Annotated in this window: 19 protein-coding genes; 9 read left to right on the top strand and 10 right to left on the bottom strand. The window is 31.7% G+C overall.

Features of this window, described 5'->3' with window-relative positions; translation table 11 throughout:
- Positions 1–9: 9 nt before the first annotated feature.
- From J2W95_RS01225 to J2W95_RS01200, 6 genes are all read right to left on the bottom strand, one after another.
- On the bottom strand, positions 10–2,181 hold the full coding sequence (locus J2W95_RS01225) for a sulfatase-like hydrolase/transferase (RefSeq protein ID WP_310003098.1): 2,172 nt from the start codon (positions 2,179–2,181) through the stop codon (positions 10–12).
- A gap of 295 nt (positions 2,182–2,476) precedes the next feature.
- The gene (locus J2W95_RS01220; protein WP_310003096.1) at positions 2,477–3,898 is read right to left on the bottom strand and encodes a glycosyltransferase family 2 protein; all 1,422 of its coding nucleotides are present in this window, start codon (positions 3,896–3,898) and stop codon (positions 2,477–2,479) included.
- A 110-nt stretch (positions 3,899–4,008) separates the two neighbouring features.
- Complete coding sequence (locus J2W95_RS01215) at positions 4,009–5,070, bottom strand: HEAT repeat domain-containing protein (protein ID WP_310003095.1); 1,062 nt, start codon at positions 5,068–5,070, stop codon at positions 4,009–4,011.
- A 216-nt stretch (positions 5,071–5,286) separates the two neighbouring features.
- Positions 5,287–6,051 carry a TIGR02757 family protein gene (locus J2W95_RS01210; RefSeq protein ID WP_310004256.1) on the bottom strand — a complete coding sequence of 255 codons (765 nt, stop codon included), beginning with the start codon at positions 6,049–6,051 and terminating at the stop codon, positions 5,287–5,289.
- A gap of 4 nt (positions 6,052–6,055) precedes the next feature.
- Complete coding sequence (locus J2W95_RS01205) at positions 6,056–7,753, bottom strand: DUF8201 family protein (RefSeq protein ID WP_310003093.1); 1,698 nt, start codon at positions 7,751–7,753, stop codon at positions 6,056–6,058.
- 1 nt (position 7,754) lies between these two features.
- Complete coding sequence (locus J2W95_RS01200) at positions 7,755–8,447, bottom strand: ABC transporter ATP-binding protein (protein ID WP_310003091.1); 693 nt, start codon at positions 8,445–8,447, stop codon at positions 7,755–7,757.
- A 245-nt stretch (positions 8,448–8,692) separates the two neighbouring features.
- On the opposite strand from J2W95_RS01200, the gene J2W95_RS01195 reads away from it, so the two are divergent.
- Positions 8,693–9,004 carry a hypothetical protein gene (locus tag J2W95_RS01195; RefSeq protein ID WP_310003089.1) on the top strand — a complete coding sequence of 104 codons (312 nt, stop codon included), beginning with the start codon at positions 8,693–8,695 and terminating at the stop codon, positions 9,002–9,004.
- Between the two features lie 16 nt (positions 9,005–9,020).
- Here the strand turns inward: J2W95_RS01195 and J2W95_RS01190 are convergent, their stop codons facing one another.
- Together J2W95_RS01190 and ychF are read right to left on the bottom strand one after the other, a co-directional pair.
- On the bottom strand, positions 9,021–9,548 hold the full coding sequence (locus J2W95_RS01190; protein WP_310003087.1) for an NADPH-dependent FMN reductase: 528 nt from the start codon (positions 9,546–9,548) through the stop codon (positions 9,021–9,023).
- Positions 9,549–9,668: 120 nt separating this feature from the next.
- The gene (gene ychF / locus J2W95_RS01185; protein WP_310003085.1) at positions 9,669–10,763 is read right to left on the bottom strand and encodes a redox-regulated ATPase YchF; all 1,095 of its coding nucleotides are present in this window, start codon (positions 10,761–10,763) and stop codon (positions 9,669–9,671) included.
- A gap of 296 nt (positions 10,764–11,059) precedes the next feature.
- On the opposite strand from ychF, the gene J2W95_RS01180 reads away from it, so the two are divergent.
- Both J2W95_RS01180 and J2W95_RS01175 read left to right on the top strand, forming a co-directional pair.
- Positions 11,060–13,729, top strand: coding sequence for a TonB-dependent receptor (locus J2W95_RS01180; RefSeq protein WP_310003083.1), 2,670 nt, complete (start codon positions 11,060–11,062; stop codon positions 13,727–13,729).
- Positions 13,730–13,825: 96 nt separating this feature from the next.
- Positions 13,826–14,569, top strand: coding sequence for a class I SAM-dependent DNA methyltransferase (locus J2W95_RS01175; RefSeq protein WP_310003081.1), 744 nt, complete (start codon positions 13,826–13,828; stop codon positions 14,567–14,569).
- Here J2W95_RS01175 and J2W95_RS01170 read toward each other — a convergent pair.
- A complete protein-coding gene (locus J2W95_RS01170) occupies positions 14,553–15,635 on the bottom strand; it encodes a hypothetical protein (RefSeq protein WP_310003079.1) in 1,083 nt (360 codons plus the stop codon). The two genes, J2W95_RS01175 and J2W95_RS01170, sit on opposite strands and share 17 nt — an antisense overlap.
- A gap of 226 nt (positions 15,636–15,861) precedes the next feature.
- Positions 15,862–16,212 carry a 4Fe-4S dicluster domain-containing protein gene (locus J2W95_RS01165; RefSeq protein ID WP_194639370.1) on the bottom strand — a complete coding sequence of 117 codons (351 nt, stop codon included), beginning with the start codon at positions 16,210–16,212 and terminating at the stop codon, positions 15,862–15,864.
- Between the two features lie 147 nt (positions 16,213–16,359).
- Between J2W95_RS01165 and J2W95_RS01160 the strand changes: the two genes are divergently transcribed.
- The 6 genes from J2W95_RS01160 (at position 16,360) to J2W95_RS01135 (ending at position 23,099) form a co-directional block, all read left to right on the top strand.
- Positions 16,360–17,418, top strand: coding sequence for an acyl-CoA reductase (locus tag J2W95_RS01160; protein WP_310003077.1), 1,059 nt, complete (start codon positions 16,360–16,362; stop codon positions 17,416–17,418).
- Between the two features lie 187 nt (positions 17,419–17,605).
- Complete coding sequence (gene serC / locus J2W95_RS01155) at positions 17,606–18,676, top strand: 3-phosphoserine/phosphohydroxythreonine transaminase (protein ID WP_310003075.1); 1,071 nt, start codon at positions 17,606–17,608, stop codon at positions 18,674–18,676.
- Between the two features lie 116 nt (positions 18,677–18,792).
- A complete protein-coding gene (locus tag J2W95_RS01150; protein WP_310003073.1) occupies positions 18,793–19,758 on the top strand; it encodes a D-2-hydroxyacid dehydrogenase in 966 nt (321 codons plus the stop codon).
- Positions 19,759–20,024: 266 nt separating this feature from the next.
- Positions 20,025–20,456, top strand: a complete 432-nt coding sequence (locus tag J2W95_RS01145) for a DUF6146 family protein (RefSeq protein ID WP_310003071.1) — start codon at positions 20,025–20,027, stop codon at positions 20,454–20,456.
- Between the two features lie 298 nt (positions 20,457–20,754).
- Positions 20,755–21,057 carry a DUF6787 family protein gene (locus J2W95_RS01140; RefSeq protein WP_310004254.1) on the top strand — a complete coding sequence of 101 codons (303 nt, stop codon included), beginning with the start codon at positions 20,755–20,757 and terminating at the stop codon, positions 21,055–21,057.
- 170 nt (positions 21,058–21,227) lie between these two features.
- Entirely contained in the window at positions 21,228–23,099 is a 1,872-nt protein-coding gene (locus J2W95_RS01135) for a DNA topoisomerase IV subunit B (protein ID WP_310003069.1), read from the top strand.
- Positions 23,100–23,107 lie beyond the last annotated feature (8 nt).

The following is a 23,107-nucleotide window of genomic DNA, read 5'->3' as shown; positions in this document are numbered from 1 at the left end:
AAGATAAGGTTATTGTAAAGATTTTTTAAATTTGAGATATTCTTGATTTTCTGGGTACACACTCAAAAGACTGTCAATTTGTTTTGTGGCTTCAAGTTTATTTTTGACTCTTTGATATGACTTTGCTAATTTAAAGCTGATTTCTGGGTCATTAATTTTGTTAGAAAGTGCTTGCTTTCCAATTTTTATTGCTTTTTTATTTTGATCTGACCAAAAGTAAACATCCATTAGGGCACTATATCCATCCTGATAAAATGGCATTCTGTTTATAGCTTCCAGTAATTCGATTTCAGCATTTTTATAATCGCCATCCCAAGCAAATGTTCTTCCTTTTAAAATCCTAAAATCTACATAATTTGGCTTATTGTTTAATACGTAATCGCATAATAAACGGGCTTTTACATGTTCTTTGTTTAAGGCTAATTTTCGTGCTAGTAGAAAAATTTGATCTGAATTTAATCCTTTTGACACTTTTTTAATATATGTCATTTCTTTGGACGTAAACACATACGAAGCGCTTTTGAATTTGGCAGAAATGGGAGTGATTTTATTTTTTGTAGTTAAGTAAGTATTTAGATTTTTGGATTCATTAAAAGATGCGGTTACTGAATTTAGTATGTCGTCGTTGGATTCTATGATATTAAAATTTGAATCAATTTTGTATAGGTTTCCATCTGTATAAAAATAGTCTTTATAGATATAATCGATAAGACTTCCTTTGTATCTCATCAAAGGAATAGAATGTATGTTTCTGAATTCTCTTGTTGTGTCTATACCCTGACCTACCCAATATGTTTTTTCTAATTTGTTGATCTTGTAATTATGGGTCAAAAACGAAACTAAACTAGGCGTAACATCGTTGTGAGATGAAATTGATTTGAATTTCGCAGTTTTTTTCAACATTGGACTGTATATATAAAATGGCACGTGGAACCGCGAAAGATTGTCTTTTTGAGGAATTGGGATTAATCGGTGATCTCCAGTAATTATAAAAATAGTATTTGCATAATCGGGTCTTTTGGAATAATCTTCCATAAATTTTTGCAGTGAATTATCTGTATAAAGAAGTGAAGCAAAAATTTCCGTATAATCCTTTAATTTATTTCTTTCAAAATATGATTTTGAATTCAAAATGGTTTCTACTTTTTTGAGGTAATTATTTTTTGAAGGAAACTCAAATGGCTCGTGATTGGAAAGCGTCATTATGATATCCAATCGGGGTTGGTTTTTATGGTTTAATTCGAACAAAGTTTTGCGGTAGATTTCAGTATCAGGATATCCCCAGGAAAAACCACCTGAATTCTTTTTAGCCATAGAATATCCTGGGCCAAATTTGTTTACATCAATAATGTTATCAATACCATTGTGTTCTAAAAAAGCACTTTTTTTGTCAAAAGTAATGTCATCACCACAATAATAGGAGGTGGTATAACCGTTTGATTTTAGAATACTAATAAGTGAATTGTGTTTTGGAAAAGTGTTTAATTCCATAAAACCATTTTTCCCAAATGGAAGGGAACCCATTAAAGCAGGCAGAGCGCCAAAGGTGCGGCCAGCATTGCTAACAAAATTTTCCCAATACAAAGATTTTGAAATCAATGAATCAAGATAAGGCGTGAAACCACTGTATTCGCCATCATCGGTGAAATCACTTCCAAGGCCTTCCATAATAATGAACACAATATTAGGTTTTTCTTGGTGTATATTAAAAAAAGGAGAAAGTACATCTTTGGTATCTTCGGCAGGTTTCTCTAAAGGGTATTCTTTTTTAGAAGAAAAATGGCTTTCGGATAAAAGAGCTTCTTCTTTTTTTGACCGTATGATATCACAAATCAGGAAATGTAATTTGTTTTGATAAACAGGTTTATCATTATTGGCAATTACAAAATTTAATCCTCCAAAAACAAAAACGATTAGAACTATAATTTTCGGGTTGATTTTATTACCCATAGAATGAAATAATTGAATAAGTCCTAAGTAAAGAAGCGGAATTATTATAAAAGGCAAAAACATCACAAAAGATATGGATAACGAAGAGGTAACAGTTGTGTATATGTCATTTAATGAATATCCCAAAAGATCAGAACCAAGGTTGATATGGGTGGTAAGGCTGTACCCTGTCAAAGCCAATTGGATGATAATAATTAGGGTAAAAGATACTTTAATAGCTATAATAGCCAAAGTTTGTTTTATCCACTTTAAGATTAAATATATTGGTAAAAAAAGTAGTCCAATTTGTAAACCGAGAGAAAAATCGTTTCCGATTTTATGTAAAAAAACAACTAAGTTAAAATTCTTAAAAATGTCAATGTAGCTGAGTGAACAAAAAATAATTATCAATGAAAAAACAGCAACTATATAATCAGAACTGTTTTTCAAAGTATAATTTAAAATGTTTTTTTGTTTGAAATTATTCATTTTTTTGATTGTATGTTTTACAATTATCTCATGATTTATAATCTATACTCTAATAATCTTATTTTGGTTTTGTGCTAAAACCTTGCCGTTGCATGTTTCCCCAATTTTGTTCTTTTTGTTTAATAAAATGATAATATCCTTTTAGGGAAGCATATATATTTATTGGATGATAAAAAAAAGGTTCGATAATGGCCATCAAAATTAGAATGGTTATTTCCTTGGTATTAGCATAATTTTTATAAATGACATCATCCAAAAATATGGACACAATCGTGAGAATTAAATAGAATAAATAGACCAATAATGTTATGTAAAAGAAGAAGAGGTAATTCACTTCAAAAAATATAAGAAAGAGTATAGTGGTAATTATACCCACTACTTCAATTATAGGCATCATAAATTCGAAAACGAAAAAGTAAGGAAGTACAAAAAAAGCAGTTTTTTTATATTTTGGATTAAAAAACAGGTTTTTATGTAAAAATAAAGTTTGAATCAATCCTCTTGCCCATCGCATGCGTTGTCGTATCAAAATGGTTTTATTTCCCGGAACCTCAGTCCAACATAAGGATTCCGGAATATATTGAATCGAAAAAGGAAGTTTCATGTCGTACATATATTTTCGCATTCGTATGACAAGTTCCATGTCCTCTCCTAATGATTTGTGCCAATAGCCACCTACTTTAATTACGATTTCTTTATCGAACATACCCAATGCACCCGAAACTAATAACAAACTATTGATTTGACTCAAAGCCATTCTGCCTAAAAGGAAAGCTCTTACATATTCCAGTTCTTGAAAACGGGCATACCATCCAGTTGGAAAATGAATTTTGACTAAGAATCCGTCTTTTACCTCACACGAATTAGAACTACGGATACCAGCTCCAGTAGCAATTACTTTTTTTTCACTTTCTATAAAGGGTTTGGCCAGTTTTATGATGGCATCATTTTTTAGAATACAATCAACGTCTGTACATAAAATTAAAGGATATTTTGTAGAATTAATACCTGTGTTGGAGGCATCAGCTTTGCTTTTTCGGTTTTCTTTATCAACGACCAAAAGTTTGGAATATAATGGATTAGTTGATTTATAATGCCCTCGTACTGGACCTGTTGGAATTTTAGCTTCATAATAGAAATCGACTTTGACCAATTCAAATTCGCGTATCAGTTTTTCAAGAGTATCATCTGTACTACCATCGTTTATTAAGACGACTTCATATTTTGGGTAGTTAAGTGATAATAAGGATTTTATATTGTAGACTACTGTTGCACCTTCATTAAAGGCAGGTGCAATAACCGATACACCAGGAATATGATTGGATTTTACCAATACATTATTTGTAATGAAATGCTTTGTATTGAGGTATTGTTTTATGGCATAATAAGACAAGAAAGCCAATGTTAGATATAGCAGAATATAGGTTATGGAAAATAATCCCACAAATATTTCATAAATATCTAATAGTAATTTCAACATGATATTATTCTTTTATTTTTGGTTTCTAATTTTAAAATTGTGGATTGGTTGTAAATGTTAGTGTTGCATATTTTCCTGATATTGTTTTTTATGTTTAAATATTTCTAAAATTACAAATAGGGTGTCTTAACATGCTTGACCATTTTTTGTACATCTTCATTATCCAAAAAGTGATCTTCGAAATAATGAGGATTTATTTTGTTGAGACAATAAACAGCGTCTAGTTTTATATTTTCAGCTGTTTTATTTTCTAATAATTGGGCAATGAAGTTCTCCGAGTCTGTTGTTCCAATTCCAGAAAGGGTATTGAAAATTTCTAGTTGATTTTCTTTATCCTCATAATTAAATTGTTCGATCAAAACGGATTCGGCTTCGTAAATGAATAAGAATTTGACTGCTGAAATCGCTTCGAAACGAACGGATTTGTCATTATGCTTTAATAATTTGACTATGGTTTCATTTTCATTGGTATAATTATAAAACATCATTAATTTAATGCCTAGTTTGATAATTGATGTATTCTCTGAAACAACCCAGTGATCCAAATTGCTAGGCATTTTGGTCTTTTGCTGATGTAAAATATCCATAATATTGATTTCTTCGGCAATAGTGATTTGATGTGAGAAATCAATTAAAGATTCTAATTTTTTTGGTTTTAATGAAATTAAAGTTAAAAAAGCACTAGATTTTACTCTTCCGTTTTTGTGATTTAATAGTGGCGTAATGAAATCGATTCCTTTTTTATAATCCATAGATTCCAGCTGATACATTCCTACACGTTTTAAATAAGAGTACTTGCTATTTAGGAGTTTTTTGGTGTATTCGAATAAATCAAATTGTTCGTATAAAAAATGAAAATTATTGGTGACTTCGCCTTTTAGATTTAATTTTAGGAAAATAAGCTCATTAAGGATTAATTTTTTGCACCACTTTTTTTCAAATGGAATTGTTTTTTTGAATTGCTGGATTTCTGTTTTGAAAAGATTTTTATCAAAAGGAGAAAAAATCATGTTTGTGAGGAAACTGTCAATTTCACTTTTTGCGGCTTCCAATTTAGGTTTGAATAAATCGTACCTAAATCTATTGATAATTAAAATGGCGATTAATAAGATAAATCCGCAAATTAATACAGGTAAGATAATAAGAACAAAATAATAAATTAATACATCCATTAATAAAAGGTGTGTTTTGAAAATACTGCAAAAAACTAAGCCAATCTTGGGGGTGTATTCTTTATTTTATTTTTTAAATAAAAGTTTTGCAAAGATAATAATTATTCTAAAGAAATGAATAAACTAAAACAGTTTGTTGATTCGTTAGGTATTGTGAGATTTTATTTAATAAAATTTAGAGCGATGTCATTTTTTTTAATGTAGAATCTATTTGTTTTAAAAACCCTCAAAAACGCCTAATCCAAATAGTGCGTAATCATACTTCACGGGATCATTAGAGTCTAGTTCACGGAGTTTTAGATCTAATTCAGCTAGGGCTTTTCCATCATTTTGTTTTCGAGTAAGTAAACCCAATTTTCGGGCTACATTTCCAGAATGAACATCAAGTGGACATGATAAAACTGAAGGTGAAATGCTTTTCCAAATTCCTAAGTCAACACCTTTATTGTCTTGGCGACAAAACCACCTTAACATCATGTTAATTCTCTTTGCGGCAGATCCATTCATTGGATCAGAGATATGTTTTTGGGTTCTATTTTGGTGTGGGGTTTCAAAGAATATTTTCTTGAATTCAGAAATGCTTTTTTGCATCGAATTTGATTCTTGGTGTTTGGAAAAAACAATCTCCAAACCGCCATGATTTTGGTAAATATGTTGTAGTCCTTTGATAAATCCGATAAAATCTTGTCCATTGAAGGTTCTGTGTACAAAAGTTTCCAATCGCTCCAAGTCGGTTTCCTGATGTGACATTACAAAATCATAAGGTGCATTACCCATCATGTCCATCATCTTTTGAGAATTTTTGATAATCATTTTACGATTTCCCCAAGCAATGGTGGCACTCAAAAATCCAGCAATTTCAATATCTTCTTTTTGAGTAAATAAATGCGGAATTTGCACAGGATCACTTTCGATGAAATCAAGGGTATTGTATTGCAGGACTTTCTCGTCCAGAAAAGATTTAAGTTCAGTTTTATTCATCATTTTATTCTTTCGAAGTGCTTTTAGAGTAAAAACCATCTTTTAAATCGGTGGTTCGCATTTGAGGTTTTACTTTGTAATAGTAGTCAAAATATTCTATTTGATCTTTATTCACACAAGGTAGTTTTCCATCCCCTGAACTCCAAAAAAAATCATTCTCGATTGGAGAATAAAAATGAAGATTACCGTTTTGAATACTTTCAAAAGCTGTGTCAAATTTTGTGTTTTTATAGGGAAAAATAATGCTTTTTATCGAAAAATTACTGGTTGAAAGAACGAATTTATTTTTGGTGAAATAATTTAAATTAATTGGAAACAACAAAACAAATCCAGTTATGAAAATTGAAAAGTAAAGGGATAAAAGGATAAAACTTTTTTTGTTTAGCAATAAAGCCATTAATAAAAAAGAAAAAAACAATAAAAAATTCATAAAGAATCGATATTGAGGAGAGGTATAAAATAAAAATACCATCTGTAGACACATTATAAAGTAAAGAGACCATATTTCCTTTTTATGGGAATGCTTGTATATGAATATTGGACTGATTATAATGAGGATTATGCTTAATTTATTGAATAAGCCATGCAGTTTGGGTAAAGATAACCATCTTGTGAATAGTTGATTAACGCTCACTTTGTCGTATTGCTCATGTGTTAAGAAATAGCCATATAGTTTAGTTTCCTCATAATACAATTTTGCTATTGTTTCAGGAATTCTATAATCGGTTTCGAAACAATGGAAACTGATTACAGGAAAAAATGGAAAGCCACTCACGATAGTGTTTTTAATTATAAATAGGAACAATATAATTATTGAAAGTAAGACTGATTTAAAAAGTTTAGGCAATAATTTTTTAAAATTTTTGACTAATAAAAGAATAGGGATAAATATTAATACAAAGGAAGTTGTTTTGATAAACAATGAAAAAAGAGCCAAAATCACTATTAGGTTAAAATTCTCAACATCATTTTTTTTAAAATTCTGTAAAAAATAAAAGAAGATAAAAAATGAGAAAATATAGATCGGAATATCCGGTGAAGGTGAACTTATAAATTGGAAGAAAAATACGTTTGCTAATGGAAGCAATCCTATTATTAGATATTCACGTTTTTTGTTTTTGAAATAATCATTCAATTTTATAATTGAGAATATATTTCCAAGCATAAGACAAAAACCACTGATGTCATTGAATTTGTCATATAAAAATGAAAAATTATAAGCACTTTGTAGAATGTGCCAACCACTTGTTTGAGCAAGGAAAAAATGTAAGTTGGCAAGACCTTTTACAAAACCATATTCATTAATCCATTTTATTGTTTGAATGTAATAAGATTCGTTATCTAAAATATATGGGACGGAAGCACATTGAGCCAGTATCAGAATAATAACAATGCTTAAGGCAAATTTTAATGATGTTGTAAGTGAAAGTATTTCTTTAAAAAAAGATTTATACTGAAGCCAAATTTCTTTTTGAAATTTTAAAGTAATAAGAAGGTTAACGGAAAGAAGAACTATGTGATACTCAAAATTTACTCTTCCAAAAACAGCCCAAATACTAGTAAAAATGGTAGTGGTAAAAAGTCCCAAGACCGAATAGATAATAAAATTTTGATTTTTTAATCGTAGAATTTTATTGGTGACAAAACCAAGATTAATTGTCGAAAAAAAGATATAAATCCAACTTAAAAGAATCAAACCCATCTTATGCTATTATTTGTCCATCAGACATTACTAATTTTCGATCAGCCATGCTCGCTAATTCTTCATTATGGGTTACAATCACAAAAGTTTGTCCAAATTCATCTCGAAGTTTAAAAAATAACTGATGTAAATTTTCAGCAGAATGAGTGTCTAGATTTCCAGAAGGTTCATCAGCAAAAATAACATCTGGTTTGTTGATTAAAGCTCTTGCTACGGCAACGCGTTGTTGTTCTCCACCTGAGAGTTCGTTGGGTTTGTGGTCTATTCTGTGTGATAAACCTAAGTATTCCAATAATCTTTTGGCTTCTTTTTCGGTTTCTGATTTGGATTTATTGGCAATAAAAGCTGGAATGCAAACATTCTCTAATGCTGTAAACTCAGGAAGCAATTGATGAAATTGAAAAATAAACCCCAAATTCAAGTTTCTGAATTTGGATAATGATTTGTCATTCATTTTCAAAATATCTTCATTGTTTATAAATAATGAACTACTGTTTTCAGTATTTTGATTTTCAGATTCTTTTTTTGCTGGACTGGGTTTGTCTAATGTTCCCAGAATTTGTAATAGCGTTGTTTTTCCCGCACCCGAAGCACCAACAATAGAAACGATTTCGCCCTTTTTAATATGTAAATCTACTCCTTTTAATACTTCAAGTTGATCGTAATATTTATGTATGTTTTTTGCGTGTATCATTTTAAACTGTTTTTACAAAGAAACAAAGTATTTGGTAATTAACCTCGTATAATTATTTTTTATGGGATGGTCAAATTATAAATTAGAGTTAATAATTTGGGGTTGGTTATTAAAGCGTTGATTTTTAAATATTTTTGGTTTCTTAAGGTTTTCTTATGTCTATTAAAGCGGTTTTTTCAATAATATAAATTCTGTAAAAATAACGGTTAGATTCGTATATTTATATCAACTTAATTTTAAAAAAAATGGAAAGTAATAATGCAGTTGCAGTAAATAATAACCTAAAAAACAGAAAATTATTTTTAGGAATTCTATTTGATGCTATTGGTCTGTTATCCTTTACAATTCCAGGTATTGGAGAATTTGGAGATGTTGTTTGGGCTCCTCTTGCTGGTTTTTTGATGACAAAAATGTACGAAGGTCGGGTAGGGAAGGTTGCTGGTGTTTTAACTTTTGTTGAAGAAATATTGCCATTTGCTGATGTTGTTCCATCTTTTACCTTGACTTGGATATATACTTATTGGATAAAAGGTAATAATAGTGAGCGAAAGAGTTAGCCAATATTTGTAGTGTTTAAATTTGAAAATTTCGAACTATTTCTTTCAATTGATTGTCAAATTCTGGATTTGAAATTACATTCGCACTCGCATCAAAATTATCATTGAAACTTGGTAACGAGAATATGGCTTTTATATCAGCGTTGAAACGAGGGAAATTGTTTTTAGCGATCTCCAGTACAGTTGCTCCGCCTCTTGCTCCCGGTGAAGTGGCCATCAATAACATAGGTTTTTCTTGGAATATTTTTCCGTTTATTCTAGAACACCAATCGACAGTATTTTTGAAGGCAGCACTGTAATTTCCATTATTCTCGGCAAGTGAAACTACCAAAAGATCAGCTGTTGCTATTTTTTCTAAAAATGCCTTGGCTAATGTGTGTTGACCAATGATTGCTTCCTTGTCAACACTAAATAAAGGCATCTCATAATCGTTTAAATCTAAAACTTCTACTTGTGCATTTTCAAATAAACCAGCTGCATATGTAGCTAATCTTTTGTTGATGGATTTTTTACTTGGACTTCCGGCAAAGGCAATGATTTTCATAGTATTTAGTTTCTTTAAAAGTAATGAAAATTGTAACATCTTAAAATAAAAAAACCTGCAAAAATGACTTTTGCAGGTTTTTATCTATTTTCTTTATTCTTTTCTCCGTTTTCTAAAAAACTACACGTTGAATCTGAAGTGCATTACATCACCATCTTTAACGATATATTCTTTTCCTTCCACTTTGAATTTCCCAGCTTCTTTACATTTAGCTTCTGATCCGTATTGAACAAAATCTTCGTAAGCAATTACTTCAGCACGGATGAATCCTTTTTCAAAATCAGTATGGATAACTCCTGCAGCTTGCGGTGCTGTAGCTCCAATATTGATAGTCCAAGCACGTACTTCTTTGACACCAGCGGTGAAATACGTTTGTTGTTTTAATAATTTGTATGCAGCACGAATCAGTACTGATGCTCCTGGTTCACTTAATCCCATGTCTTCCAAGAAAACTTGACGCTCTTCGTAGCTTTCTAATTCAGTGATATCCGCTTCGGCTCCTACAGAAAGGACAATTACTTCAGCATCTTCATCTTTAACCAATTCGCGAACTTGATCAACATATTTATTTCCAGAAACTGCTGAATTCTCATCCACATTACAAACATATAATACTGGTTTTGCAGTAATCAATTGAAAACTTTCCAATAATACTTCCTCGTCGTTGCTTTGCGGAGTTACTGTTCTGGCTGATTTTGCTTGCAAAAGTGTATCTTTGATTCTGTCCAAAAGCGCTTTTTCGGTTTGCGCCTCTTTATTTCCGGTTTTGGCAGCACGATTTACCTTTTCTAAACGTTTTTCAACTGTTTCAAGATCTTTTAACTGCAATTCAATATCAATGGTTTCTTTGTCACGGATAGGATTTACATTTCCGTCAACGTGAACAATATTATCATTGTCAAAACAACGTAGAACGTGAATAATAGCATTACACTCTCTAATGTTTCCTAAAAATTGATTTCCTAAACCTTCCCCTTTACTTGCTCCTTTTACCAATCCAGCGATATCCACGATATCTACTGTTGCCATTTGCACACGTTCTGGTTTTACCAATAATTCTAATTTTTCAATTCTTGGATCGGGTACATTTACTACCCCAATATTAGGTTCGATTGTACAAAATGGAAAGTTGGCACTTTGCGCTTTTGCATTCGATAAACAATTGAATAATGTTGATTTTCCAACATTTGGTAATCCTACAATTCCTGCTTTCATGTGTAGATAATATTTGTTTTTTTTAAGGAACATGAAGCGCCATTCTTCATTTTTTATTTGAATCTTGACAATTTCATGATATGTTTACTTGCAAATAACAGTCACCTGGTATTTTTTATGAAATTCATTTTTAAAGTCTGCAAATATAAGATTTAAAATGCTTGTGAAACAAAATTTTAAGAATAATGCTTTTGTTTCACTTTTGTCAGTAATTTTTAACATTATTTAACGTTTGTGTTAAAATTTACTTATATTAGCCGCAATTATTAACCAATAACCAATCAAACTTAATGTTTATGAAAAAAATTGCTTTATTATTCTTTTTGTTAAATGCCACGTTTATGATGGCCCAAAAAGATGTTTCTGGAGTCGTAAAAGACAAAACGGGTACTCCGCTTCCAGGTGTTAATGTTCAAGAAAAAGGAACAAAAAATGGAGTTTCTACCGATGTGAATGGTAGTTACAAATTAAATGTAACTGAAGGAGCTACATTAATTTTTAGTTATGTAGGTTTTACTACAGTTACAAAACCAGTTACAGCCGCAGTTATTGATGTTGATTTAGAAGAAGAAAGCGGTGGTCAAAAACTAGATGAAGTAGTTGTTACAGGTACTCGTACTGCCCCTAGAAGTAATACTACCTCTGCGTTACCCATCGACGTTTTAACTTCAAAAGATTTGACTGCTACAGGGCAAGCTACTTTTGATAAAGCATTGCAGTACAAAATCCCTTCTTTTAATACAGTAATGACACCGGTAAATGATGCTACATCTTTACTAGATCCTTATGAAATAAGAAATATGGGGCCTAGTAGAACGTTAATCTTAATTAACGGTAAACGTAAAAACTTGAGTTCACTGTTATATGTACAAACTTCTCCAGGACGTGGTGAAACAGGTGCTGACATATCTGCAATACCAACTGATGCTATCGAAAGAGTTGAGATTTTAAGAGATGGAGCTTCTGCACAATATGGTTCTGATGCGATTGCAGGGGTAATGAATATTATCTTGAAAAAGAATCGTTCTGATGGTTCTGTCACCCTAAGAACAGGTATTACAGGAGAAGGAGACGGAGAAATGTTAGGTGTTACTTTAAATAATGGAACGACTGTTGGAGGTAATGGTTTTTTAAATTATACAATCGATTTCTCTAAAGTAAATTTAGCCAATAGACCTGGTACTGTTGACGCACAAGGTGAGGCTAATGATTTCTTAGGTGGTACTCCAGCAGATGTTGCTAAAGTAAATGAATACCTTTCAAAATACCCTGATGCACGTAACGTAAATGGATCTCCAGAAACTGCTGCTGCAAAGTTTTTAATTAATGGAGGAAATGACCTAAATGACAATACACAGCTGTATTATAATGCTGCTTATGTGTATAAAAAAGTAAGTTCATTTGCTAATTTCAGAACGCCATATTGGAGATCATTAGAAGAAGCCCCTTATTTGAATGATTTCTTTGGAAATGGAGATTCTAATAATCCATCTTATGAAGGTTATGGACCAACATTTGAGGGCGATTTAAATGATTATAATGCTACTTTAGGTTTTAAAACTACTAAAAATGGTTGGTTTACTGATATGAGTATGACAACTGGTGGAAATAGCCAAACTTATACTGTGCAAAATTCTCAAAACAGGTCGGATATGCTTGATGAAAATGGTGAGCCTGTGTATCAAGAAAACAGTCCTATATACTTCAAACCAGGAGGGACTTCATTTAATCATATTGTAGGAAATATAGATATTTCAAAAACACTTTCCGATCATATCAGTATTGGTTTTGGATCAGAATTTAGAACGGAAACTTTTGGTGTTCAACAAGGAGATAAAGCTTCTTGGGATGGTTTAGGTGCTGATTCATTTGCGGGTAACCGTCCTGAAAATTCTGGAAAATGGAATCGTTACAACTTTGGAGCATATTTAGATTTAGCTTGGGATGTGACCGAAGATTTCTTAATTAACGGTACTGCTCGTTACGAAGATTATAGTGATTTTGGAAATGCTACTGTTTGGAAAGTAAGCTCAAGATATAAATTTCTTGATGACAAAGTTACTTTAAGAGGTTCGGTATCAACTGGATTTAGAGCTCCTACTTTGCACCAAATCTACACTCAAAAATCACAATATTCTTTTGTCCCTGGTGAAGGGATTCAAGTAAGTGGTATTGTTAACAATATTTCTCCACAAGCACGTCAATTGGGGATACCTCAATTAGATGCTGAAAAGTCAACAAATATTACTGTTGGTGTAGGTTCAAAACCATTTAAAAACTTCAACTTTACTCTTGACTACTATAATATCAAAGTAGAAGATAGAATCGTTTTGGGAGACAAACAAGATACTCAATTTGGTACTGTTGCATGGTTTTCTAACTCTTTCGACACTAGAACTTCAGGATTAGATGTTGTTATGAATTATAGTAATATTGGAATAGGATCTGGAAAATTAGGATTTAATTTATCTGGTAATGTTACTTTTGAAAATGAAAGAATCTCTCCAGTTACCAACAACAGCTTTGGCCAAACATTAGAATCATTAATGTTTACTTCAAGACCAGAGACAAAATGGATTTTGGGTGTCAATTATGACATTGGTAAATTTGGTTTCTCTCTTAACAATACTTATTTTGGTAAAACAACTTTCAACCAAGATGGTTTAAATGCGGACTTAAAAACTGAGTTTATTCCAAAAATAGTTACAGATTTAGGGATTACTTTTTCTGCGACTGATAGGTTAACTTTGGCATTTAATGTTAATAACATTTTCAATGTATTGCCAGAGTGGAAATTTGTTGCAGAAAATGCTGCAGGAAGTGCTCTTTTAGCTGATCAAGCTCAAGTGAAAAATCAATATAACTTAATTACTTTCAACGGCCGTTATGATACTACCACTTATGATGGTTCTCATTTCAGTCAATTAGGTACAATGATGAATTTATCGTTAAACTATAAGTTTTAATTTTTTTGCCCCACAATTTTCAAAAGAGCTATCTTCGGGTAGCTCTTTTTTTATTTCTTTTATTTTCTTAAATTTATACAAAGCAATTCTATTATTATGGCAAATTTATATATTGGAGAAATGGCTGCTATTTTTGATGCCATGTATCAAACCTTTATCGATTATGATGAAGAATATGAGTTTTATAACACCTTAATACAAGAAAAAAAATGCAATTCTATTCTTGAAATAGGAAGTGGAACTGGAAATTTAGCTAAGCGATTTGAAGAAAATAATCAGAACTATTTGGGTCTTGATTATAGCCAAAGCATGATTGATATTGCACAGGAGAGAAACAAAAATAGTGTTTTTATACATGGGGACATGCGTAATTTTGTACTAGATAATCTAGTGGATGCGATTATCATTACTGGGCGATCCACAAGTTATTTGACCAGCAATGAAGACGTAATTGATACTTTTGAATCAGTTTATAAAAATTTGAATTCAAATGGCGTTTTTATTTTTGATTTTATTGATGCCAATCGTTTTATTCCTTTTGTAAAAGAAAACCAAACAATACTCCACGAAGCTACTTATGAAGGAATAGATTACATCCGGGAGAGTCATTGGGAAACCACTCCTATGGAAAATTTCATGTTGGATTGGAGCGCACAATATTACAAGATTGTAAATAATGAAAAAGAAATTCTATTGGATGATTTCTCTACCGTTCGGGTTTTTACATTAAATGAAATACAACTGTTTTTATATCTTAATAATTTTGAAATCCTTAAAACTATCGACCGAAAAACATACGCTTACGATACGTATGTAATTATGGCTAGAAAGATTTTGTAATATTATTTATTATTTCTAATTCTTTAGTGGTAGGAGTCAATCCAGAAACATTCCAATAATCAGTTAATATTGAATTGTTTATGTTAAAAAGAGTTTTGTCTTTAAAAACGTCACTTTCCTTATAAGTGTAATTTTGAATATTAAAATTTGTTGTCACTATGTTATTAAGTACCTCTATATTTTTAGTTTCATTACCTGTGTTAACTTCGTAATTAATTTCTTCTTTTGAGCTAATTAAGTAATAATTTTCAGCTTCAACTTTATAGTTAGTTTTCAACACAGATCTAATTATATTTTTAGTTCCTTTTGAGGTATCTTCTTTAACGGCTTCTAATGTAGTAGGAGAGACTTCGGCATTTATCTCAATTATTAGTTTTCTTTTAGAATCATAAATAATTTTAAAATCATCTAATAGTTCATTATTTCCATCAATAGGAACTGCAGATATTTCATTATAGTCCTGATTTAAAGGATACACTTTTACAATAAAATTATATTTTTTCCGAAATTTATCATCCAATAGAGGTCTTAAAACTGTAAAAGTATAATACTTCTCCATAGTTACATTTAAATTATAACCTAAGAGATCCGAACTTACATCCTCATCAACTATTCCAAAAGAACGATTTTGTTCTACTAATAATACTGATTTTACTTTTTTCTGTTCTCTATATAATTGAAAATTTATGAGACCATCATTGTAATAAGCATAATTACCGTTCAATTTAAAAAACTCTCTAGAATAGGCTTTTAATCTTGCAGGCACAGTTAGTTTTTTGATTGAATTTTGGACTAATTCTTTAATTATTTCCTGTGGATGTGCTTTGGTTACAACTATATCATCAAGAATATTTTGTTTACTATTTAAATAGACAACATTTTCTGGAAGATTTAAAGAAGTCCATTTTATTACTAGCGGTAAATAGGACGAGTGTGTCACTTTTACATTTGAACCTCCTTTTAATTCAAAAATGACTTTTCCTTCACTGTTTGACATTAAAGTCTGTTTTGTTTTTAAAACTACAACAACAGCACCTTCTATTGGTAGATTGGAATCTTTTTCCATTAGGATTAGTGTTCTCTCATTGGTTTGTGAAAAAACAGTAAAACATAAAAAAAAATGAAGTAAAACAATGTATCTATTCATGTTTTTTGAAAGCAAATATTAAATTTGGGAAATATTCACTCTAAAAATAGAAAAAAATCAACAAAATATTGTTTTTTTAAGAAAAAAAGACACAAAAAAACCTGTGTATAGACACAGGTTGTATGAAATTTTGAAAGACTAAGCTTTATTCGTTGTGCAAGAAAGACTGTCTATTCAATAATGTTTCTTCAGATTCAACGTGATTATCATCAGGTATACAGCAGTCTACAGGACATACTGCAGCACATTGTGGCTCGTCATGAAATCCTTTACATTCAGTACATTTTCCTGGAACAATATAGTATATTTCATCAGAGATTGGTGTTTGTGCCTCATCTGAATCCACTTCAGTACCATCTGGCAAAATAACTTTGCCTCTCAGTTTTGTACCGTCTTTATATCTCCAATCATCTGCTCCTTCGTATATAGCGGTATTCGGGCACTCTGGTTCACAAGCCCCGCAATTGATGCATTCGTCAGTTATAATAATTGCCATTATCAGTTTAGTTTTTAAGGTTGAAAGTTCAAAAGTTTTAAGTTCTACGAAACGAAATACGAATACTGAACCCAACTTTTGCCTAAAGCTTATAAAAAGCTTATTTTTGTGCAAAATTACAATCAAAACTTTTCATAAACAAACATTATGACATTAGATACAAAAAAAAACGTATTTGTTAAATTAGGTAAATTCCTAGGGCAATTCAAAGAAGAGAATTGTATAAAGAATGAAGCTGTATTTGGTAATGATTTGTTTTTTGAAAAATTTATAGATTTAATTCAACTTTCACAATCGCATAATGGTTGGTATACACCGGAACAAGTGTATTTTTCAATACAGTCTTGGGCAGATGCCTTGACTGAAGAAAATTTATCTCAATGGCTTTCTCACTATGACTTTAGTAAAGTAAAGCCAAAAAAGGTCGCATTGATATTGGCGGGTAATATTCCTTTGGTTGGTTTTCATGATTTTTTATCAGTTTTGATTACAGGTCATGATGTTTTGGTAAAGACTTCTTCAAATGACCAGCATCTTTTGCCTTTTTTAGCCAATTATCTTATTGCCTTAGAATCTGGATTTGAAAATAAAATCACATTTGTAGAAGGAAAACTAGAAGGTTTTGATGCTGTAATTGCAACAGGAAGTAATAATACAGCGCGTTATTTTGAGTATTATTTCAAAGACAAACCTTCCATCATAAGAAAAAACAGAAATTCCATTGCGGTTTTGAATGGTAATGAAAGCAAAGAAGAATTAGCAGTACTTGGCGAGGACATCTTTAGGTATTTTGGTTTAGGTTGTCGAAATGTTTCCAAACTTTTTGTTCCAAAAGGTTATTCCTTTGATTCTTTTTTTGAGGCTATTTTTGAATATCAAGACGTAATTCATTATGAGAAATATGCGAATAATTATGACTACAATAAAGCGGTTTTCCTGATGAGTAATTTCAAATTATTGGACAACGGTTTCTTGACTATTAAAGAAGACTCAAGTTATGGTTCGCCAATTACGAGCGTATTTTATGAGTATTATGAAAACCTCGATGATTTACAAAAACGTTTGGAGGATGAAAACGATCAAATTCAGTGTATTGTGAGTAATAATCTTGTAAAAAACAGCATTAAATTTGGAACCACTCAAAAACCAAATTTATGGGATTACGCAGACAACATTGATACGATATCGTTTTTGTCAATAATATAGATTTATGTTTTTATATTATTGCGAATAATTTAACGGTTTTTCAGCCCTTATTCCCGAAATTTGCTTTTTTAAAATTTAAACACCAATTACAGCTTGAAATTATCATGGTTGTCAATCACAAAAATGATGATTTCTTAAAATGGTTAATTGAAATAAATAATAATAAATAGTAACTACCAACTACATCATGAAAAAACACAACTACAGCGCAGGACCTTGTATTTTACCACAAGAAGTTTTTGAAAAATCAGCTCAAGCAATCTTAAATTTTAATGATTCTGGTTTATCACTTTTGGAAATTTCGCATCGTAGTAAAGATTTTGTTGCCGTAATGGAAGAAGCAAGAGCTCTAGTTTTGGAGCTTTTGGATTTAAAAGGAAAAGGATATCAAGCTATATTTCTTGGAGGAGGAGCAAGTTTGGAATTTTTGATGGTTCCTTACAATTTAATGAAAGAAAATGGTAAAGCAGCCTATTTAGACACTGGAACTTGGGCTTCTGGAGCAATAAAAGAAGCAAAATTCTTTGGTGAAACTACTGTTGTGGCTTCTTCAAAAGAACAAAATTACAATCATATCCCAAAAGGATACACAATACCTGCCGATGCAGATTACTTCCACTGTACGAGCAATAACACTATTTTTGGAACACAAATGAAAGAATTTCCATCAACAAACTTGCCAATTGTTTGTGATATGAGTTCTGATATTTTTTCTAGAAAATTGGATTTTTCAAAATTTGATATTATTTACGCAGGTGCACAAAAAAATATGGGGCCTGCCGGTACTACCTTGGTTGTTGTCAAAGAAGAAATACTAGGTAAAACAGGACGTGCAATTCCAAGTATGTTAGATTATGAGAAACATATTAAAGCTGAAAGTATGTACAATACTCCACCTGTTTTTCCAGTTTATGCATCTTTGTTGACTTTGCAATGGTTGAAAAACCTTGGAGGTATTGAGGCTATCGAAAAAATAAACAATGCCAAAGCAGCTTTACTTTATACGGAGATAGACAGGAATCCATTGTTTAGAGGAACATCAGCTGTTGAAGACCGCTCTAATATGAATGCAACCTTTTTGTTGAACGATGAATCGCATGCTGCTAAATTTGATGAGATGTGGAAAGCAGCTGGGATCTCAGGATTACCTGGACACAGGTCCGTTGGAGGTTATAGAGCATCAATGTACAATGCGCTTCCTTTGGAAAGTGTACAAGTTCTTGTTGATGTTATGAAAGAACTTGAAAATAAAATTTAATGATTTAAAAATTGAAAGATTTAAGTAATCAGTTAATCTTTCAATTCTAGTTTAGAATTATAAAATCCAGATAGAATATTTAAATTATTAAATTTTTCAATCTTTAAATTAAAAAAATGAAAATATTAGCAAACGACGGAATTTCAAAAAGCGGTATTATTGCTTTAGAAAAAGCTGGATTTGAAGTTATCACAACAAAAGTTGCCCAAGAACAAGTGGCTAATTTTGTAAATAAAAATAATATAAGTGTCATATTAGTTCGCAGTGCCACAAAGGTTCGTAAGGATATTATTGATGCTTGTCCGAGTCTTAAAATCATTGGGCGTGGCGGTGTAGGAATGGATAATATTGATGTTGAATATGCCAAAAGCAAAGGAATTCATGTTATAAACACACCAGCTTCGTCATCAGAATCTGTAGCTGAGTTGGTTTTTGCTCATTTGTTCACGGGTGTACGATTTTTGCATGACTCCAATAGGAATATGCCTTTGGAAGGAGATACCAATTTTGATGACTTGAAAAAAGCTTATGCAAATGGTGTCGAGTTAAGAGGGAAAACACTTGGAATCATTGGTATGGGACGTATAGGTAAAGCTACCGCAAAAATGGCTATCGGACTTGGGATGAAAGTGATTTATAGCGATACTCATATTCCAAAAAAAGATATAAAAGTATCTTTCTTTGATGGACAATCTATTTCGATATCCCTTGCTTCACAAACCTTAGAATCTTTATTTCAGGAATCTGATTTTATCACATTGCATGTCCCGGCTCAAGATACATATGTGATCGGCGAAAAGGAATTGGAAATGATGAAAGACGGTGTCGGAATAGTAAATTGCGCAAGAGGCGGTGCAATCGATGAAGTAGCGCTTGTAAAAGAGTTGGATAGTGGTAAAGTGTCATTTGCAGGATTGGATGTTTATGAAAATGAGCCTAATCCCGAAATTACTATTTTGATGAATCCAAAAATTTCTTTAACACCGCATATCGGAGCCGCTACCGAAGAGGCACAAGATAGGATTGGAACTGAACTCGCTCAACAGATCATTAGTTTCTTCAATAAATCATTAGTTAACTGATAGAAAATAAACGACGAATTGTTTCAAAAAAAGACATTTACAAATCTGTAAATGTCTTTTTTTTTGCCTCTAAATATTGAGATTTATGAACAATAAACGATATCAAATTTTATTCTAAGATTATGTGTTTATATTGATTTTTAGCTGTAAATAATAGATAATCAGTTTAGAAATTCTTAAATTTGAGTAGTCATAAGAGTGGATATTTAATTCCAATTAATTAATAAAAAATTATTTTTTCGTTAAATCTGTAAACAGCTATTATTATGAAAAATTTAATTTGCATATTGATTGTTCTTTTGATAATTATTGGGTGTAGTGCTTCTAAATCTAATGTTGTAAGTACAGAAAAGCCAAAAAATGATCACAATGACACCATAAAAATTGTAAATGAGGAACTCGAATACGAAGTTATTATCATTGAGCCAGGTTTTGATTTTTGGTTGCAATCAACGGCTTATCCGAGGGGATATTATTCACAGTCCTATTTAGAAACCAAAAATAATTTTTATGTTTTAGAATGGAACAATCGAGTTCGTTCCCCAGAAAGATACCCGTCTAATTTATATGAAATGACGATTGACTACAATTCAACCATTAATTACGGGTATGAAGTAAACTATCTTATCTATAATTATATGATTTATTTTCAAAACAAATACAATCAAAGACTATATGGTCGTGTATCATCGAGATAGGAAATGCAATCTGCAGAATAATATTAAAAATAAAATCTTTAAAAGGTATTCACAAATTTACAAACCTCTTTTTTGAGTTAAGGTTTGTTTGGGCGTGTCCCTTCGTAAAAACTTCGGGTCGGGCTGTTCGTTCCCGCTTTTTTATAGCTGGAAAAAAAAAACAGCTATAAAAAGAGCTCCACTGCCATCCCTCACGTAAAAAATGAAATTTCCCAATAATTTTTCGAAACAAAAAAGTAGCAAAAATATATTCATGGATCAAAACCTGTTATATTTGCAAAAAAGGAATAAACTAAAAATGAAAGGATTGAAACAACGTTGGGGACTTACATCTAATTGGCAATTAGCTGTTGTGTTTGTTGTTTTTGCCATTACAGGATCAGCTTCAGCTTATTTATCCAAACCTTTTTGCACCTGGTTAGGGATCGGGAAAGAAGACTTAGGTTTTTGGTACACCCCAATCCGTTTGCTGTTAATATTTCCTATTTATCAAGTTTTATTAGTGGCAATTGGTTTTCTATTTGGTCAATTTAAATTCTTTTGGGCTTTTGAAAAAAAAATGCTCAAAGGAATGGGTTTAGGATTTTTGTTTAAAGAATAATTTTTTACTTTCTGAGCCTAAAATCAATAGCAAACTGTCAATATCATTCTTGATAACTTTGCAGTATTCCTCTTTTTAATTTTATCGAATTACACTACATTAGCACACTCGAGGCATTTGCGAGAAGCAAAAGACCGAACAGAAAGCATTAAATTCGATAAATTTCCAAAATGTCAGATCAAAATCAATACACCGAAGATAATATCCGTTCTCTCGACTGGAAAGAACATATCCGTATGCGTCCCGGGATGTACATCGGGAAACTCGGTGATGGGTCTTCGCCAGATGATGGTATTTATATTTTATTAAAAGAGGTTCTCGACAACTGTATCGATGAGTTTGTTATGGGCTCTGGGAAAACTATTGAGGTGACTATCAAAGACAAAACCGTTTCGATTCGTGATTACGGACGCGGAATTCCATTAGGGAAAGTTGTTGACGTAGTTTCGAAAATGAACACGGGAGGAAAGTACGATTCTAAAGCTTTTCAAAAATCAGTAGGTTTGAATGGTGTCGGAACAAAAGCAGTTAATGCTTTATCTAATTATTTCCGCGTAGAATCTGTTCGTGACGACAAGCAAAAAGCTGCTGAGTTTTCTGCAGGAAATTTAGTTTTAGAAGAGGATATAATTGATACCACCAAGCGAAAAGGTACTAAAGTAACTTTTACGCCTGATGAAACCATTTTCAAAAACTACAAATTCCGAATGGAGTATGTTGTCAAAATGGTTAAAAATTATTGTTATCTAAACAATGGTTTGACGATTATATTCAATGGTGAAAAATACATTTCGGAGAATGGACTTAGAGATTTATTGGAAGAAACAATCAGCGAAGAAGACTTAGAATATCCAATTATCCATTTGAAGGAGCATGATATTGAGATTGCTTTAACACATAGTAAAACACAATATAGCGAAGAATATCACTCTTTTGTTAACGGTCAGAATACCACGCAAGGAGGTACGCATTTAGCAGCTTATAGAGAAGCAATTGTAAAGACGATTCGTGAGTTCTATAATAAGAGCTTCGAGGCGTCAGATGTTCGTAAATCAATTGTGAGTGCGATTAGTATCAAAGTGATGGAACCTGTTTTTGAATCACAGACCAAAACCAAATTAGGTTCGATGGATATGGGGTCTGATGATGGAACACCACCTGTTTCAGTTCGTACATTTATAAATGATTTTATTAAAACTAAATTAGATAATTATTTACATAAAAATCCAGCAACAGCCGAAGCTTTATTACGTAAAATTCTTCAGGCTGAACGCGAAAGAAAAGAATTATCAGGTATTCGAAAACTGGCTACAGACCGCGCCAAGAAAGCGAATCTTCACAATAAAAAATTAAGAGATTGCCGTGCGCATCTTCCAGATACTAAAAATCCAAGAAATTTAGAAAGCACGCTTTTTATTACTGAGGGTGATTCGGCTTCTGGGTCAATTACCAAATCTCGTGATGTAAATACCCAAGCGGTTTTTAGTTTGCGTGGTAAGCCTTTGAATTCGTACGGAATGAGCAAAAAAATTGTGTACGAAAATGAAGAATTCAATTTATTGCAGGCAGCTTTAGATATTGAGGACGGATTGGAAAAATTGCGTTATAACAATATCGTAATCGCAACCGATGCCGATGTCGACGGTATGCACATTCGTTTGTTGTTGATTACTTTTTTCCTTCAGTTTTTCCCAGAATTAATCAAAGAGGGACATTTATATATTTTGCAGACACCTCTTTTTAGAGTTCGAAATAAGAAAGAAACTATTTATTGCTATTCGGAAGAAGAACGTAAAGATGCCATAGAAAAATTAAAACCAAAACCTGAGATTACTCGATTTAAGGGATTGGGAGAGATTTCGCCGGATGAGTTTAAGAATTTTATTGGAGAAACGATTCGTCTGGATCCTATTATGATGGATAAACATACTTCTATCGAACAGTTATTGTCGTTCTATATGGGTAAAAATACTCCAGACCGACAAGATTTTATCATCAAGAATTTGAAGGTAGAGTTGGATGTTTTGGAAGAAGTTAAATAAGTTTAAAA

This window comes from Flavobacterium granuli (assembly GCF_031456055.1).
GTDB classification, from domain to species: Bacteria; Bacteroidota; Bacteroidia; order Flavobacteriales; family Flavobacteriaceae; genus Flavobacterium; species Flavobacterium granuli_A.
Note: the sequence above shows the minus strand (reverse complement) of the source record. Positions and strands in the feature narration are given on the sequence as shown.

Coding starts and splice junctions, on each gene's coding strand:
- J2W95_RS01220 (WP_310003096.1), bottom strand. CDS start 3,898: ATGTTGAAATTACTATTAGATATTTATGAAATATTTGTGGGATTATTT.
- J2W95_RS01215 (WP_310003095.1), bottom strand. CDS start 5,070: ATGGATGTATTAATTTATTATTTTGTTCTTATTATCTTACCTGTATTA.
- J2W95_RS01210 (WP_310004256.1), bottom strand. CDS start 6,051: ATGAATAAAACTGAACTTAAATCTTTTCTGGACGAGAAAGTCCTGCAA.
- J2W95_RS01205 (WP_310003093.1), bottom strand. CDS start 7,753: ATGGGTTTGATTCTTTTAAGTTGGATTTATATCTTTTTTTCGACAATT.
- J2W95_RS01200 (WP_310003091.1), bottom strand. CDS start 8,447: ATGATACACGCAAAAAACATACATAAATATTACGATCAACTTGAAGTA.
- J2W95_RS01195 (WP_310003089.1), top strand. CDS start 8,693: ATGGAAAGTAATAATGCAGTTGCAGTAAATAATAACCTAAAAAACAGA.
- J2W95_RS01190 (WP_310003087.1), bottom strand. CDS start 9,548: ATGAAAATCATTGCCTTTGCCGGAAGTCCAAGTAAAAAATCCATCAAC.
- ychF (WP_310003085.1), bottom strand. CDS start 10,763: ATGAAAGCAGGAATTGTAGGATTACCAAATGTTGGAAAATCAACATTA.
- J2W95_RS01180 (WP_310003083.1), top strand. CDS start 11,060: ATGAAAAAAATTGCTTTATTATTCTTTTTGTTAAATGCCACGTTTATG.
- J2W95_RS01175 (WP_310003081.1), top strand. CDS start 13,826: ATGGCAAATTTATATATTGGAGAAATGGCTGCTATTTTTGATGCCATG.
- J2W95_RS01170 (WP_310003079.1), bottom strand. CDS start 15,635: ATGGAAAAAGATTCCAATCTACCAATAGAAGGTGCTGTTGTTGTAGTT.
- J2W95_RS01165 (WP_194639370.1), bottom strand. CDS start 16,212: ATGGCAATTATTATAACTGACGAATGCATCAATTGCGGGGCTTGTGAA.
- J2W95_RS01160 (WP_310003077.1), top strand. CDS start 16,360: ATGACATTAGATACAAAAAAAAACGTATTTGTTAAATTAGGTAAATTC.
- serC (WP_310003075.1), top strand. CDS start 17,606: ATGAAAAAACACAACTACAGCGCAGGACCTTGTATTTTACCACAAGAA.
- J2W95_RS01150 (WP_310003073.1), top strand. CDS start 18,793: ATGAAAATATTAGCAAACGACGGAATTTCAAAAAGCGGTATTATTGCT.
- J2W95_RS01145 (WP_310003071.1), top strand. CDS start 20,025: ATGAAAAATTTAATTTGCATATTGATTGTTCTTTTGATAATTATTGGG.
- J2W95_RS01140 (WP_310004254.1), top strand. CDS start 20,755: ATGAAAGGATTGAAACAACGTTGGGGACTTACATCTAATTGGCAATTA.
- J2W95_RS01135 (WP_310003069.1), top strand. CDS start 21,228: ATGTCAGATCAAAATCAATACACCGAAGATAATATCCGTTCTCTCGAC.